Consider the following 15394-nt stretch of genomic DNA (forward strand, 5'->3'; position numbering starts at 1 on the left):
TCTGCATTTTCGGCGAAGACGGCGCGCATGCGACGGAGGATACGCGTTGCGATTTGGCGGCCCTCGCCGACTATCCTCAGGCGACGGGCTGTCATTGCGCGGTCTGGTTGGAAGCTTGTGCACCCAGCCGTCGTCAACGCTGATTGAGCAATATCCGGCTTCAGGGGCAGAATTTGAACCTGCTACATTCCGACATCAGTAGCTCAGCTGTTCTTCGGCTGACTGCCGTGCCGGTACAGGCTCGGACAGAATCGAAGGTACCATCACGCGGCATTCGCATCCACATTGGTGATCGGCGCACGGTCCAGGGCGCGCCAGGTTGACCAAGCGGGTCGAACCGAATGACAGCCCTGACCGGCTGGAGGACGGAAATCCCGATGTCGCAGCGGTTGGTCAGCGCAGTCGAGCCCACACGGCATTGCGGCACGAACAGCAAGGGCTGGGAAGCGATCGGCCGAGCGGCCCTCGAAGGCGCGGGCCAGGGTTGTCGACGACGCGCTGGTTCAGGTCCGCTAATCTGGTCTCTACCGTTTGATAGCGGCTTAGGTCGGCCCAGTGACAGCATATTTGGCATGGTCGGCTTTGGTTGCCGCGCAAATCTGGTCGAGATAGGGACAGCTCACTGGTGCACCTTTGGGCTCATAGTGCTTCCTCCTCATCGAGATGAGGATTGCCGGGCCTTGGCGTAGAACACCAACACGGGTCTGAGATCAAAGCGCGTCCCGGGTGCAAGGCGCTGGACGGACCGGGGCCATGTTTCGGTTGAGACGCCATCGATGCCTCGCGCCAGCGTTCTGGCGAACCGGGGCATTAACGGAGCGACTGTCGGTGCCATGATCGCAGCGGCCGTCGTCTGAAGGGCTAGCGAAGTTCGATTGCGGGCGGGATACAAACATCGCGCGGCCGCATAGTCTCGCGCCCGACGGTAGATCACGCAATCGCGCACGAAATCGCAGACCTGAGCGGCCGCGCGCCGGACCGAGAAGCCTTCGTCCGAATATGCCCGCTCCATCGCCGCGCGATAGATCTCTATCCGAGCAAAGAAGGCGCGGTCGACTGGGCTCCAGTCGCCTGCATCCGGTACACGGCCGGCAAAATCCTGCTTGATTTCCTGGTCCAACGCATCAAGCCAGTTCAGCCAAATCCCTTGGAAGACCTCCTTCTCCGTGCGGCGCAGCCCGTCCAGCGTGAAATCCGTCCGCTCCCCTTCCGGGCGTGTCAGGCCCAAATGGAGGCGCACGACGTCGACCGTCTTTGGGCTCAGAACCTCCTTGCCCCAGACCGCGTGGCGGCAACTGGTTGAGAACTTCTTGCCGTCGAGCAGGTAGAACTCGTTTACGTGATAGTGGATGCGCGGCGTCCAGTGGGAGAAGACCTCGGCGTAAAGAGCGGGGTAGAGTAGCGCGTGGTAGAACGAATTGTCGAAGCCGAAGAAATGGACAATCTGCCAATCGCTGCCGGGCACCTCTGCCTTCCAGTCGCGACCCAGCGAGCGGCCGAGCGCCTGGATGTTGTAAAGAAAACCGAAGGCCATCTCCGGCCAGACCCAGATCACTTGCCCCGGGAACCCTTCGGCCGGCAGGCCCCAGTCCGAGGGGTGGGTTATCGGCACCGAAAATTCTCCGCGTTGGCGTAGGCGCGCGAAGAGATCCAAGATGCGTAGCGGGACGCCTGATGCCCTTAGATGCCGGTCGATATTGTCGTAGCAGCGGTCCAGAGCAAATTCCGGACGGCGGAGGGAGCCGACCAGCGGCGCTTCGGCAGACTGCCGTGACCGCGCTGCACCCAAGTCGTGACAAAGGTTTGGGGCGCCGCATTCCTCGCAGATGTTGCCAGCGGCGGAGCCGCCGCAATCGGGGCAGAGGCCTCTAACATCCGGCTCATAAAGATAGTGGCCTGTCACAGCATCGAAAAGCGCAGGGCTCTGGCGCAGATCTACCGCCGTGCTGCTCAGAAGAGTTCGGAAACACGCGGCTTGAAATTCGCTGTAACCGTCATCGCCCATTGTGGCTTGGAAGCTGTGGACGTCACAATCGAGAAGTGCAAGCGTGGCGCGAATCTCGTCGGAGTAGTAGCGCGCCACGTTTGCAGGCGTCCATTGATCGGAAGCGGCGCGTGTCGCGACGTAGCTCTGGTAATCGTCGCTTCCGGTCAGGTGATACGCCTCGACTCCTTTCATGCGCAGGAAACGGGTATAGACGTCGGCGCCGAAATAGGGGCCAGAAAGATGCCCCAGATGCAGATCGCCATTTGGCGTTGGCGGCGCGGAGAAGACGAAGGTCGGCCCGCGTGGAGCCGTGGTCTTTGCAGCGGCATTAAGGGCGGCCTCGCCGTCTCGCCAGTAGACATCGACGAAATCCAGGTCTTTGTTCCCGTCATTGCGCAGCACATGCGCTTCAAAAGGATGGAACAGGACGACGTCGCCGGCCTCGACCGAGATTTCCCCAAGGTCTGTGGTGACCTTGCCCGCACCAGACAGGACCACGAAGGCCTCGATTTCGTCGTGCCGATGGGGCTCGGATGTGACCCCGGGTCCAACCTTTCCGAACGAAAACCCCGTGCGAGGGCTGCCCGTTCCAAGCGTGGCCGTGTCGATACCGAACGCTCGCGACAGCTCCGTTCGAGAAAACGTGTATTTGCGCATGACAACGAACCTAAGCTGTTGAAGAGTGGGACGGACCTTCGGCTGCCAACGAACAGCCTCAAGTGCACTTGATGGAGAGAAACGGCAGCCCGACCCGTTGGCCAGAATAGTGCAGCTCTGCCGGCAGGCGGGCGACCAAGGGGGGCGCTAGTCGGGCTGTAGGCACACAGAAGACCGCCTGCGACCACCTCCACAATCCACGTGCCAAAGTGTCCGATGCTCCGCGAGCCCGCAAATCAGACCGCCATACCGTCCGCGCATTTTTTGAGCGGTCGATCCGTGTGCATGCCTCCGCATGGCTGCGTGAGCTCAGTCGCGATAGAAGATGCCATTTGGGGGCTTGAGATTGTCGAGATCGGCCACTTTGCCCTCGGGCGGGTTAAGGGCGCGCTTAAGCACGTTATATTCAGCGCGGGTCGGCCCACCGGTTGAGGCACGCTGGAACACCAAGTAGAGTGTCCGCCGAGAACGATTGCTTTTGTTCGGTCGTGAGTAGTGCGGCGCGTAATCGTCGAAGATGAAGATGTCGCCAGCCTTCCATACTACGGGTTCCCAGGAGAACTTGTCGGCGACTTGAGGATAGATCACCCCACCGGCATCCATGGGAAAGACCCCCTTTTTGTGGTTGCCGGGGCTGAAGAAAAGCCCGCCGTTTTCCGGGTCGGAATCGTCGATGCCGATGGCAACCACCGCATGGACCATCCGGTCTGGGAGTTTGTGTGGAATGTGATAAATGTCCTGATGCGGGAGATAGCCGCCGCTGTCTGGGTAGTGGAAAATAAGCAACTCCTTGAGCCTGCGCGCATCTTCGCCAAGCAACTCTTCGACCGCTGACTTTATGCGCTGATCTTCTAATAGCAAACGACGCAATGGATCATGGAAGTCGAGAAAATTTTCGATCTTGGATATGATCTTTCGATTGTCCGTCGTCTTCTCGAACCACATGAGCCATTTATCATCGCTGACATCCCAGCGTGACACATCTTCGACAAAATTAGAGATATCTTCCTGAGCCGCTGGCGCAAAGAAGCTTTCGAGCCTGACGTATCCGTCTTTCTGCCATTTGTCTCTTTGTGTATCAGTCAACATGCGAAAGACCTCCTTTTGGAAAGACTGGTTGGTCGGACATCCCAATTAGGGCAGTCGGGCGCTGGGCAAGTTGCGGTCCACGGAGACGGTCCCACGCATGTGGGACGGGGATGCTAAGTGCATTCCGCTCCGACGGATTTTGTCCGCAGAAGCTCGGCGCGAGACTTCCCATCTCAGGCTCAGCCGGATCCAGGAGTTCGGTAAACTGGCCCGGATCAATCGGTTCACCCGGTCCAGCCGCGACACGCATCGCTAAAGGCCGGCACCATCCGCTGACCGCCGACCCAGCCATGGCCGCCGAGACCACGGCGCTCTTTCGAGTGAGCGGCCTGGTACGGTCTTGCCAACCGTAGGGGAAATGAACGCCCCCAGAATAATGCGATGCGCCGCTTGGTCCAAGAACTTGTTCGGTCACGATGATTTCGGAGAAGCCTCCGGCCTTCGCAGCGGAGGCGGACATCATTCCCAGGATGCCACCGCCGATGATCAGAAGTTTACGAGTCATATCCCGCTGCCCATTTCTTCGGCTACGGGCGCGGGCCAGCTCTCGATCGAGGTATGGCTGATGAAGCCAGGATGCTCCGGGTTCGCGCATGGCGCGTGCCCAAGAAGGCTATCGAGGATGCGGCGCGCGCGCCAGGCCAGCAGGCTTAGGTTCGGATCGGCCAGGCCGCGCTGCCCGAGGCTCGCGTTTTGTACGAAGATGCGTCTGTCACGCGGTCCGTCCCAGCTCACCGAAAAGTCCTCGCGAATAGCTAATTCATTGTCGATATGCTCCAGCCGGTGCGCGATTGGTTCCAAGAAGTCTGGGATAGCGTTCTCGTAACCGGTGGCCAGGATGACGATGTCAGCCGCGACTTCTTCGACCTCGACCATGCCGTGCTGCAGGGTCAGCCTGTGACCCGCGCCGGCGTTGATGCAATACGAGACGGTGCAGCCCGGCCGCAGTGTGATGTCGGATCGGTTTGGTTCGAAAAATGCGTGGCGGTAGAGCGCCTGATAGATCGCGCGCAACGTGCTTTCCGAAATGCCGTCCGAGGCAAGCACGAAACGCCGCAGCAGCAGCTTACGCTGCGACTCGCTCATCGCCGCGAAACGATCCGAAAAGCAGGGCATGAACAACTCGTTTGTGAACGGGCTGTTGTCCAGAGGCAGATAGTTTTCGCGCTGCGAGACCCAAGTGATCGAGGCAGGCCGCCGTTCTTTCGGCAGGCCGATGAGATGCAACATCACCTCGGCTCCCGACTGGCCTCCGCCGACCACGCAGACATGCTTTCTCCGCACCTCAGGGTGGATGTGCAGTAAAACAGATGAATGGAACAGGTTGCGTCCAGTCCAGCCCTGGAACTGAGGCGGAATTTGCGCCTGCTTGCCAATGCCGACCACGACGTCTCTGGCGCCGAGAACCGCCTTATCCGTCCGCACCCGAAACTCGCCATCAAAGCGGATTTCGCGGACCGTTTCGCCGCCACGCACGAGTGGGTTCCTGTGGAAGGCCCAGTTCAGGTATTGCTCGAACTCAACTCTGAGCACGGCTTCGAACTGTGCGTTCAGGAAGTGATACAGACGCCCGTTCTCGTGGAGGAAGTTTACGAAAGTGTAGGCTGATCGCGGATTCACCAGCGTGACCAGATCCTTGAAGTGGCTGACCTGGAGCTCCGAGGAATCGAATGCGATGCCTGGATGCCAGCGGAAGTCGACCTGCCGATCCAGGAACAGTGCCCCTTGCCCAACTTGCTCGTGTATCTGACACGCAAGGCTCAAATTAGACGGCCCAGCACCGACCCCAACGCAAGATAACTCCACTTGCTTTCCTCCTATAGAGTCTCCCCACTAGGCAGCTTGTTCGGGGCGAATATCGGCCGTAGCCATTGGGCCCCCCTTCGCGGACGTTTTCGAGCCACGCTCCCGACCGGATTTGCGAGAATTTGTGCAGCGCGTTCGAGTAGTCGAATTTGGACCCGAGCATTCCAGCGCGGTGACAATCGACGGGTCATGCCGGCGACGTGGGGCAACGACGTATGTCCTTTCCGCCCGTCTGGATGCCCGCGTCGCGGTCACGCGAGACGCTTTCCAGGCCCATTAAGGTGTTTGAGGCCGGCGCAATCGCCCGCCTTAACCATGACGCGCCGGCCTTTCGGCGGCTTGATGGCAGGCGAGAGCGCGGTTTTCACTGCCGCGACGGCATTTTCGGTGCGCATAATCATGGACGACGTCTCTCCTTAGCAAGCGCATGCCAGAGAAGGAGCAAGGGCCGTGCCAAAGAAGAAATCTTGCTAAAACAACGGGTTGGTGGATGTGGGATGTGCGACCCTGTCGGGTATCCGACATTGAGGGGGGCGCCTTACGGCGACGCCCGATTTGCACGTCGATGTCGCCTTTTTCCGAATAGCTAATCGGGCACCTTCTGCACCAGAAGACTTCTCATGGAGGCCAGCACGATGTCTTCATGAACGGACGGTGCAGAACCTTGTGTCTCTTGCTGGACAGATCGCGATATGCCTTGTCCAACAAGGTCGGCAGTTGCAAAAGCTGCCATATCCTTCCCCCTCAAGACCCTCGTTGAAAAAGCCCGACCAGCGGTTTGGCGATTTGTCTCAAAATCAGGCAATCGCCCCCGTCGCCGATGTCGATCCGAAACTCTGCCAGTTCGCAGTGAGAGCTCAACTGCTTGAGTTTTCCGGGGGGCCCACCGAGCTCGCACAGGAGACCGATCAGGCGTTTACGGCTGCACTCGTTGTCGGGTCTTCGACAATGTCGGACATGAGACATGGCGCACCAGAGCCATCCTATTGTTTTAAAATGATTTTCTCATTGGCACGATACATGCTTGGCTATCCGCAAACGCGCTGCGGCACGGACAGAGGAGAAATCATCCCATGATCACGCTCGCCCGACATGCGGTCGCAGCCGCGAAAGCTGAGCTTTCCCGAACCGAAGGAGAACCTTGCGCTTGTTTTCCAGTCGACATCATTCTTCACGTTATCCGGACATGACCGCAGGTTTCCGCCCAACACTGAATGCCCCGGACGGTGATCCCTATTTTTGGCTTGGAGATGTCGAAGGAGAACGGACGCCTGCCTGGGCCACCAGCCAGTCGGCCAGGACCCTGGAGCACTTCGGTGGAACGCGATTCAAGCGCGACCACGACGCCCTGACGGCGATTTTCGACCGTCCTGACAAGATTCCCTTGATCGCCCGCCGGGCCCGTACCTCTACAATTTCTGGCAAGATCCCAGAAATCCGCGGGCTTCGGCGGCGGACCACCCTTACCGCCTATTCCGCCGATCCTGCTTGCCGCCACGAAGCGGGACGACTGCGTCCATCCGGGGCTACGCGCTTAAGATGGCCGCAAAGCTGCAACTCTTGGCTATCGCTCTTACTTCTGCGAGCCCGGCGCGGGCGCCCACGGCTAACGGCAAGACAATCAGGAGCGGGCCGCATTCACTGCTCTGAGCAACAATTTCCTTCGCAGTGCGACCCACTGGCAACCGATTGCGTTCGATAGGTGGGCGCAACCCAGACAAAGGACAACATTCCAATAAGCGAGCACAGGTCGATGATTGCGAGTAAGCGCAAATAAAGTGAGCACATTATCACGCAACACGAGCACCAGCGTTTCCCTCAATCTCAATTAATTCCAACAGGATTCCTAATAATGAATTGCATCATTTCTGAAGAGCAAGGAGAGAATATCATGGCGAGAAAGCGAATGGGCGTGGCGCGGGGAGTAACGGTAGCCGTCGTCCTCATCGTGGTGGGACAGCACGCCGTCGCCGCGGACCTTGTGCAAGCCGCGAGCGTCCCGCGGGCAGGAGCCTTGGTCACGGAAGCGCCAAGCCCTTGGCAGATCCGCCTGCGTGCGTTGGGGGTCATCACTGGGGATTCGGGCTACGTCAATGCAGTGCCCGGCTCCGATCTTTCCTATTCGGACACCGTGACGCCGGAACTCGATATCTCCTATTTCTTCACGGATAACATCGCCGCCGAACTCGTACTCGGCACCACCTACGCCAACATCGACGGCCAAGGAACGATCGGCGGGCTGGGCAAGATCGGCAAGGTTTGGCTGCTGCCGCCCACGCTAACATTGCAGTATCATTTTACCAATTTCGGGGCCTTCAAGCCCTATGTCGGTGCCGGCGTGAACTACACGATCTTCTATAACCAGGATGTCGGCAGTGCCGATGCTCTCGATGTTAAGGACACGTTTGGCGCCGCGCTGCAGGTCGGATTCGATTACATGGTGGATCAACACTGGGGCGTCAACTTCGACGTGAAGAAGCTTTTCCTTAAGCCAGACTTCGACGTCACGGTGGACGGCGCGAAGCTGACAGGGAAGGCCGCGCTCGATCCCTGGTTGATAGGAGCTGGTGTCACCTACCGATTCTGATAACGAAAGGCGAAGCGGCTTGCCGACAGCCGAGCTCAATCAAAGGGCGCCTCGTGCGCCCTTTGCCGTCGGCCCGGCCTAGTTTAAACTAGTTTAGGCACCAAGGTCTGTTTCCCCGATGGCTGGCGCCCCGCGGGTACGAGGACGCCTATCCAAGCTCGGGCTCAAACATTTAGTCAGCCCGCCATTCATGAGAACGGGGCCCGCGCCGAATGACGGCCGGCGGCCAGGCAGATTTTTCCAGTCGGCCTGCACCCGAGGTTTGACGATCAGCCTTCGGCAACTTACCGGTAGCAGCCGACAGGCTGACCCCTGCGGGAGCGGTGAAGCGAATGGCCAAGATCGCTGAACCCTGCCGAGAAGAGCTGGCTGGTTGACGAAGCAGCCGGCGCGCCGTCAGACGCGCGGGCGCGCAGCAACTACTTGGCAGTCGGTGCGGCGGGCGTGCAAGACAGCATCGGCTGCAGCCGGATGACGGTTCGCAAAATACGCCCCGTGGCGACGATGGTGACCTGCAGGAGCGGATGAAGGCGATCGCGCATGAGCGCCGGCGCTCGGCTTTCGCCGCCTGCACGTGCTGCTGCGGCGGGGTGTGGTCATTCACCAGTGCCTGTTGCAGCTCTGTCATGCGGAGAAGCTTCCCGTTCGGCACCTTTGCGGCCGCAAACGGGCCATTGGAACGCGGGCACCGATGATGGTCCCCGTTGCGCCCAACGACCGTTGGTCACTGGACTTCTTGTCGGATCAACTGACTGATGGCGTCAGTCGCGGATACGTCTGTCCGGCGTGGGGCCGCCGGCGAACTCGATCGGCTCATGATCGAACGTGGCAAGCCGAAGATGGCGCGAACTGACCAGCAATGCGATCCTTGCCTGGGCCGATGCAAGCCGCGTGGACTGGCATTATATCGCGCCGGGCAAGCCAATGCAGACGGATGTTGTAGAATAGCCCCTTGTTCTCATTCGGCGGCTCTTTCCACAGTCTTTGGCCTTTCCGGCCTCGTTCGCCATCGGGAAGTCGCTGCTGCGGAGGCAGCTTCCGCCTTTTCGACTCGAGATCGTTCTTCGGCGCGTTTGGCCAGAATATTGTAGTCGAAGGCGGTGCCGCGCCAGGCATGGCTCGTGGGGAGGCCGGCACGCAGCTCGACCGATCTGAACTTGCGGGCGATCAAGGCCGGCCGAGCCCAGATGTATTCGGCATCCTTGCTCAGCATGTGCCAGAGGATCATTGCAAGCTTGCGCGCAGTGGCGACGGCCGCGATATGCTTCCCGCCACGCGAGGCGTGCGGGGGATGCTAGTCGAGGCGGCATGGGCGGCTGCGCGCTCGCCAGGTCCTCTACGCGCCTTCTACAAGCGGATCGGCCGATTGCCGCGGCAACGCTCCCAGCCACGGTGACGTCGAGGCCGGGTAACGTCATCAGGCTGCGGATTGTCGGATCCTGGAGGGTATTTACGGGGCTGTCAGGAATTCCGTGTGCGGCGGGCATAATGGATAAAAAGGGATCCCACGAACCTGCAATGCCGAATAATCTTCTCGACCAACTGCTGGCAGGAGGCGCAGCCAGTGCTGCCTTCGAACAGGGCGGCCTGCTGGATACGCTCAAGAAGGCTCTGACAGAGCGCGCCGTGAGTTCCTTCCTCGCGAACTCTTTTCAAGCTTCTCGCGAAGCATCTGAATGCGGCCGAGCTTGACGATCTCGCCGTCGAGTAACGATACGACCTCGGCGGCCACGCAGTGTATGTCCATGCCGATAATACGCACGGTTCCCTCCATCGTTGGTCACGAACACAGGGAGCCAGCGGGCAACACGACAAAATACGGATCCGCGCTCGCAGCGCATCCGGGCGAGTCGTAGGGGCGGCCCGGTAACGTGCTCGAACTCACGGTTCATCTGCATACGACGGACTGCCCGCACTTGCGTGCTCCCGGTGCCCCGTGGCCCGGATGAGCCAAGACTAACTCATCTGGTCATCCGGGTGAACAATGGCACCGAGCACGACATGCCGGATAGCGGCTTTCATCGAGAGCTTCAACGGTCGCCTCCGTGACGAACTGTTGAACGAGATGCCGTTCACCTCATTGGCACAACTCGCGCGGTCTTGGCCAGGTGGCGGATAGATTACAACTTCAATCGCCCACATTCGCGGCCCGGATGGCAGACCTTCTTCGAGTTCGCCCACACCTTCACCCGGCGACGGGACACAGCGCTGCGCTCTATATGATCAGCTCCGCGCCTCTGCCTGTCGCTCAAACCGCCCAACAGGGCAACATTGATCGCCGGAGCGAACTCAGGATTGGATAAAACCGGGGGCAACGTCAGAGCGCACCATGCTCGGCAGCCCCTACGCGGAATTGATAGGCAGTCGCATTGCCAATAGCGGGCAATGCGAAGATTTTGCGTCGAGACGGGTAAATGCCGTGCATTCTAACCGACGGAGCTGAGGTTTTCCGGAGCTTCGATTTCTGCAGCTATTGCCGCGCAACGGATCATGACCGGGGTGACCGCGACGGCGGCAAGCCCTATGGAATATGGCTCCAACGTGGGCTCCTGAGCCTCATCGCCGACTTTCAACCAACGAAATATTGTAGCTTTTCTCATTCCACTGGAGGGTACGAATAATGTCGATTGTCATTTTTGCTTTCCATTCTGTCGGAGTCTTGAGAATCTCAGAGCAGCCGCCGTACGGCGGCGATGATATGATCCTTTGTCGGGAAGAAATCCTTCTCGAGGGCCGGACTGAAGGGTACGTGAATATCTGGAGCGCTCACCCGCAGGATCGGGCGCTTCAACAGATCGAACGCCTCCTCCGCCATCACCGCAGCGATTTCACTTCCGACATTGCAGACGCGGTGCGCGTTCTCAACGATCACAAGCCGTCCGGTCTTAGCGACTGACGTTTTGATGGCCTCATGATCGAGCGGCTTCAAGGTACGTGGATCGATCACTTCGACCGAAATGCCTTCCTCGGCCAGCGCGCTGACAGCTTCCATCGTCGGCTGAATGACACCGGCAACAGCAATGAGAGTTACGTCTTCTCCTTCGCGCTTCACATCCGCTTTGCCAATCGGGATTACATGGTCCGGATCTGTGGGCACATTGCCCTTGAGCGGCCACAGACGGGTGTCTTCGAAGACCATTACCGGATCGCCGTCACGAATGGCCGATTTCATCAGCCCCTTGATGTCGGCGGCGCTGGTCGGGCTGATGATCTTGAGGCCAGGCACATTCATAAAGAACGGATAAGGCCGGTCGGCATGCTGCGCCGCCAGAGACCCCAGCGAGTACATACAGCAACGAAACACGATCGGAATGTCGATCTGGCCTCCCGTCATATACCGCAATTTCGAGGCCTGGTTGATGATCTGATCCGAGGCGAGATAGACGAAGTTGGAAACTGAGAGGTCTACGATCGGCCGCAATCCGTTGATCGCAGCCCCAATTCCAAGGCCGGTGAAACTGCCTTCTGAAATCGGCATGTTCCAAATCCGGTTCTTGCCAAATCGCTCAATAAGTTTGGCGCCGCCATGAACCGAAAGCTCCTCTCCCATCAGGACGACGCGCTCATCACGCTCCATTTCCTCCATCTGCGCCTGCACGAGCGCTTCAAAATAGGTCATCTGAATATGGCCGCCGGGAGTCGAGGCAAGCTTGTGGGCATCAGTTTCCATATGGAATTAATTCCTCTCCGGCCCAGCCACGAAGCCGTGATGGCCTGCAAGGGGCGAGTTGAACATGTAATCAGGTAAGGTTTCGGGCCGAGGCTGGGGGCTGTCCAAACCGAATTGTACAGCCAGCTTCACGGCTTCGACGACTTCATACTCGATTGCTCTCAACTTCTTTTCATTGATGCCTTCATCGAGGAGCACAGTGCGATATAGCAAAATCGGATCGCGGTTGCGTTTGTGAGCCTCGACTTCTTCAACCGATCGATAAGGCTCCCCCGTTATCACCATGCCGAAATCGTGCTCATCGAACCGATAGGTGTTAGCCTCTATTAGAGTAGGCCCTTCGCCCGCGCGTGCTCGCGTGACGGCCGCTGCCGCGGATTCATAGACGGCGCCCACACTCTGCCCGTCAACCGTTACCCCTGGCATCCCGTAGCCCGCTGCCCGCAGCGCGATCTTCGGCTGCCCGTGGCTTTGCGCCACCGAGGTGGTCATTGCATAGCCGTTGTTCTCGCAATGATAGATGACCGGAAGCTTCCACAGCGACGCCATGTTGAGACTCTCATGGAAGGTGCCCTGGTTCACCGCCCCATCGCCGAAGAAGCAAAGGGCAACCTGATCGACGCCGCGCACCTTGGCGCTGAAAGCACACCCTGTGGCAAGAGGAATGCCTCCTCCGACGATACCCGATTCACTGATGATCCCGACCGAATTGTCTGCAACGTGCATTGAACCGCCGCGCCCCTTGCAGATGCCGCCCTCCTTTCCCATCAGCTCGGCCATTAGCCCGTTCAGATCCGCACCCTTCCCGATCGGATGGCCGTGCGAACGATGGGTGCCGGTCATGGCGTCATCGTCCTTAAGGGCGAGACATGCCCCCACGATAGCGGCTTCCTGACCCACGCTCGAGTGGAACCAACCAGGGATCTTGTCATCTTTGCACTGCCGCATACCTTCTTCTTCAAATCGACGGATGCGAAGCATCCGCCGATAAGCTTCCAATCGCTGGTCACCATCTAACTTCATGATACAAACGTTGCTCCAATATTGAGTTAAAGATATGCTTGGGATGGCATGGCACAGACCCAAATTTCCGGTATGATTCATGCACCTTTCTAGCTCATGCATTCAGAACAAGAGCTTGCTGATAAACTAGTGGGGCGCGCGATTGGCTGGTAATAGAATTGACGAGAAGGGCGGCTTTGCGGAGAAGGTCAGCCTTCCTCCTCTTGCCACTTCTCCACTACCCCATTGTTGATCAAGACGTCGTAGCGCTAGCAGCGCACACCAAAGCCGACATTGTCCTTGGCGACCAGCATGCTCGGCCGGCGCGTGAACTCGTCCGAGCCGTCCGGGATCAGCTTGATAATCTTCTGCAGCCTGAAGCCATTTATGCCGAAGGCATCGTTGGCGGAAAAGCGCAGATTGCGTCAATTCCCTCCTTCTCAAACTTGTCAAAGAGCTTTTCGAAATCGGGCAATTGGTATCGAGCAGGTCGGCGTGAAGGCGCGGGACGGTGATAGCAGGGTGGCGCGCTTGCCGTCGAAATAGTTGGCGGATGTGTTGTCTTCCCAGTGGTATGGGTTTGACCCCTCGATGATTCAGTGCGCACTCCCGCGCGAAAGCTGACCGGGGGCCTTTGTTTTCAGGGGTCAACAATGTTGCTCCTCTAGAAGAGAAACTGGCGCATTGCATCTCGGTTGGGACGCAAGCCGAACCCGACTGCATTCCGGACATAACATGAGGCGTTTCCCATTCTTTGGCATCCCGACGTAAGTCACGTCCTGGCTCCTGATCTTCGCTACCCGAACCAGTTGATATGGTTGATCTGGCTGCCCTCGGGCGGCTCGGGCAAGCCCTCTACGCCAATAGCCCCTAAAGGACATCGGCGATCCGCTTCTCGTCCTCGACGAAAAAGGCGATGGTAATCGGAAGTGCCCGCGTCGAAAAAGGGGGGTGACGTGTCAACTCTGAGAATCCGTGAAAGCCCTGGCTGGCAGAACTGGTTGAGCGGGTTGCAGAAGGTTGCGAGTGGGGTGGCCCTTTGATTGACTGCTTCTGCAAGCACATGCGGATGAAGATCGGTCAATGGAATGGGCGAGCGCCATGCGTTGGCGCGTCGGCCTCAGAGCAATCATGCGCAATACAGCTACCGAGCACGGACCTCTGGAGTGTACTATGTCCCGATATCCAGCGGGAATAAGAACGGTGTTCTCATCCGCTGGTACGGAGCTTCGCGGTGTCAACAATGGCCTTGTTCGCATTTTTTACGTGCTTTCTCTGGGGCTACTAGAATGTGGAGCAAGCGCCGCGCCAATTGAATAAAGGCTGTAATCACATTGCTTTTTGCAGTTACGAGGCGTCGCCGGAACACTTCCGCAAACCTTCTTTTGTTCCAAGTTGGACAATAATGTCGGAAGCTCAAACAAAGGAATGCGGGCCGGGCCGGCGCTATGGACAAGCGGCGTGAACATGCTCTCAAACGTCCTCGGCGTGCTTTTTAGAACGGTTGAGCAAATTGGGCACCCGGCATGTCTCGATGGCCTGCAGCGGAGGCCCGACACCAAGCTGCTGAGCAGCTTTACGATCGGCTCACCACAGAAGATCAACCCCGGGGCGAACCAAACGGGCAGCCGCCAGGCCCGCGCAGCCAGAAGCAGAGGGAGCGTTGTTGAGAGCCTCGATCGGAACGTCGAGTGGAGCTTAGCGCGATGTTCCTTCGGGAAGGTCATGTAGGACAGCATGTCGGGCTCGGCGTCGTCCACGATTGTCGCCACCTCCGGCCGGTTCTGGTCGGCAACGGCGCACCATTGTACGGACGTGGCCTCGGGTGGTGAAAGCGGTGGCGCGGCCTTAAGCGAGATCGTCGGCCGCATCGAAGCTGGTGTCATCAAGTTGGTCCTTCATTGGCAGGGAGGGGCCACCGGCAAGCATCGCTGGGCAGTCCCGGGGAAACCTCGACGCTGGTCCGCGAGCTGGCGCGCTTGATGCCCGACCGCCAGATCGCGCAGGTCCTTAATCGCGCCGGTAAGCCGACAGGGCGAGGCAATGGCTGGACCCAGGCGCGGGTCTGTTCGTTCCGCAGCCGTTAAGACATTGCCGTCCACCGCGCGAGCATACCGGCTGAGCGGGGCGAGATTGCGTTTGAAGCGGCCGGGCAAATCATGGATGTGAGCGTGATGAGGCTTTGCACATGGCCCCCTCTTCAAAGGACGGCAAGTGTGCTGTGGGGCGCGCGTTGGGGGCATTCCAAGGCGGCGGAGCCGCCTATCGCATGCAGAGTGCCCCGTGGCGACCGTCAACAGCCGATCCCGCTCAACAGCGCCTTTGACTTTCCAAGACATAGAAGGTGAGCATTTACATGGGGATTAGGGTCTGGATCTGTAATTTGCAGAGCTTGGCGGTGTATCCCTTGAGGGTTTCAAGGATCTGTCCGCACTGGCCGAGCCGGAGCTGGTCGTGCTGTATTGGGTCTCACAAGGCCGGACGTTGCATTGACTCGAAGCGGGCTGTCAGGCCCATCTGACTACCTTCGCATATCGTCCGTCCCTGCGTTCCCTCGCGGGACACCGCCCTCAGATCAGCGCTGGGCGCTTCACCG

General features: G+C 59.0%; 8 protein-coding genes and 4 pseudogenes. 5 read left to right on the forward strand and 7 right to left on the reverse strand.

Going from position 1 to position 15394, the window contains the following annotated elements; all coding sequences use genetic code 11:
• Positions 1–655: 655 nt before the first annotated feature.
• From NL532_RS30020 to NL532_RS30030, 3 genes are all read right to left on the reverse strand, one after another.
• Positions 656–2644, reverse strand: a complete 1989-nt coding sequence (locus tag NL532_RS30020; RefSeq protein ID WP_023697209.1) for a class I tRNA ligase family protein — start codon at positions 2642–2644, stop codon at positions 656–658.
• 309 nt (positions 2645–2953) lie between these two features.
• Entirely contained in the window at positions 2954–3733 is a 780-nt protein-coding gene (locus tag NL532_RS30025) for a phytanoyl-CoA dioxygenase family protein (protein WP_023829691.1), read from the reverse strand.
• Positions 3734–4234: 501 nt separating this feature from the next.
• Positions 4235–5497: a lysine N(6)-hydroxylase/L-ornithine N(5)-oxygenase family protein gene (locus NL532_RS30030; protein ID WP_245265571.1), complete on the reverse strand. Its 1263-nt coding sequence runs from the start codon at positions 5495–5497 to the stop codon at positions 4235–4237.
• A 798-nt stretch (positions 5498–6295) separates the two neighbouring features.
• On the opposite strand from NL532_RS30030, the gene NL532_RS30035 reads away from it, so the two are divergent.
• The 5 genes and pseudogenes from NL532_RS30035 to NL532_RS30055 form a co-directional block, all read left to right on the forward strand.
• A complete protein-coding gene (locus NL532_RS30035) occupies positions 6296–6616 on the forward strand; it encodes a hypothetical protein (protein WP_031203448.1) in 321 nt (106 codons plus the stop codon).
• Between the two features lie 829 nt (positions 6617–7445).
• On the forward strand, positions 7446–8126 hold the full coding sequence (locus NL532_RS30040; protein ID WP_444848986.1) for an OmpW/AlkL family protein: 681 nt from the start codon (positions 7446–7448) through the stop codon (positions 8124–8126).
• 430 nt (positions 8127–8556) lie between these two features.
• Positions 8557–9071, forward strand: a pseudogene (locus NL532_RS30045) (transposase family protein); the annotation flags it as partial.
• A 543-nt stretch (positions 9072–9614) separates the two neighbouring features.
• Positions 9615–9818: a hypothetical protein gene (locus NL532_RS30050; RefSeq protein ID WP_084624831.1), complete on the forward strand. Its 204-nt coding sequence runs from the start codon at positions 9615–9617 to the stop codon at positions 9816–9818.
• 322 nt (positions 9819–10140) lie between these two features.
• A pseudogene (locus tag NL532_RS30055) lies at positions 10141–10429 on the forward strand (integrase core domain-containing protein); the annotation flags it as partial.
• Positions 10430–10794: 365 nt separating this feature from the next.
• On the opposite strand, the gene NL532_RS30060 reads toward NL532_RS30055, so the two are convergent.
• The 4 genes and pseudogenes from NL532_RS30060 to NL532_RS30075 all read right to left on the reverse strand — a co-directional run.
• Entirely contained in the window at positions 10795–11796 is a 1002-nt protein-coding gene (locus NL532_RS30060) for an alpha-ketoacid dehydrogenase subunit beta (protein ID WP_050589020.1), read from the reverse strand.
• A gap of 6 nt (positions 11797–11802) precedes the next feature.
• Positions 11803–12900, reverse strand: coding sequence for a thiamine pyrophosphate-dependent dehydrogenase E1 component subunit alpha (locus NL532_RS30065; protein WP_245265573.1), 1098 nt, complete (start codon positions 12898–12900; stop codon positions 11803–11805).
• A 170-nt stretch (positions 12901–13070) separates the two neighbouring features.
• Positions 13071–13405 (reverse strand): annotated as a pseudogene (locus NL532_RS32465) (redoxin family protein); the annotation flags it as partial.
• Positions 13406–14463: 1058 nt separating this feature from the next.
• A pseudogene (locus tag NL532_RS30075) lies at positions 14464–14624 on the reverse strand (transposase); the annotation flags it as partial.
• Between the last annotated feature and the right edge of the window lie 770 nt (positions 14625–15394).

The organism is Mesorhizobium sp. C120A (genome assembly GCF_030323105.1).
Classification (GTDB): domain Bacteria; phylum Pseudomonadota; class Alphaproteobacteria; order Rhizobiales; family Rhizobiaceae; genus Mesorhizobium.

What these genes read in the sequence shown, in the direction of transcription:
- NL532_RS30025 (WP_023829691.1), bottom strand. Translation starts at nt 3,733, where the DNA reads ATGTTGACTGATACACAAAGAGACAAATGGCAGAAAGACGGATACGTC.
- NL532_RS30060 (WP_050589020.1), bottom strand. Translation starts at nt 11,796, where the DNA reads ATGGAAACTGATGCCCACAAGCTTGCCTCGACTCCCGGCGGCCATATT.
- NL532_RS30020 (WP_023697209.1), bottom strand. Translation starts at nt 2,644, where the DNA reads ATGCGCAAATACACGTTTTCTCGAACGGAGCTGTCGCGAGCGTTCGGT.
- NL532_RS30050 (WP_084624831.1), top strand. Translation starts at nt 9,615, where the DNA reads ATGGATAAAAAGGGATCCCACGAACCTGCAATGCCGAATAATCTTCTC.
- NL532_RS30065 (WP_245265573.1), bottom strand. Translation starts at nt 12,900, where the DNA reads ATGAATCATACCGGAAATTTGGGTCTGTGCCATGCCATCCCAAGCATA.
- NL532_RS30040 (WP_444848986.1), top strand. Translation starts at nt 7,446, where the DNA reads ATGGGCGTGGCGCGGGGAGTAACGGTAGCCGTCGTCCTCATCGTGGTG.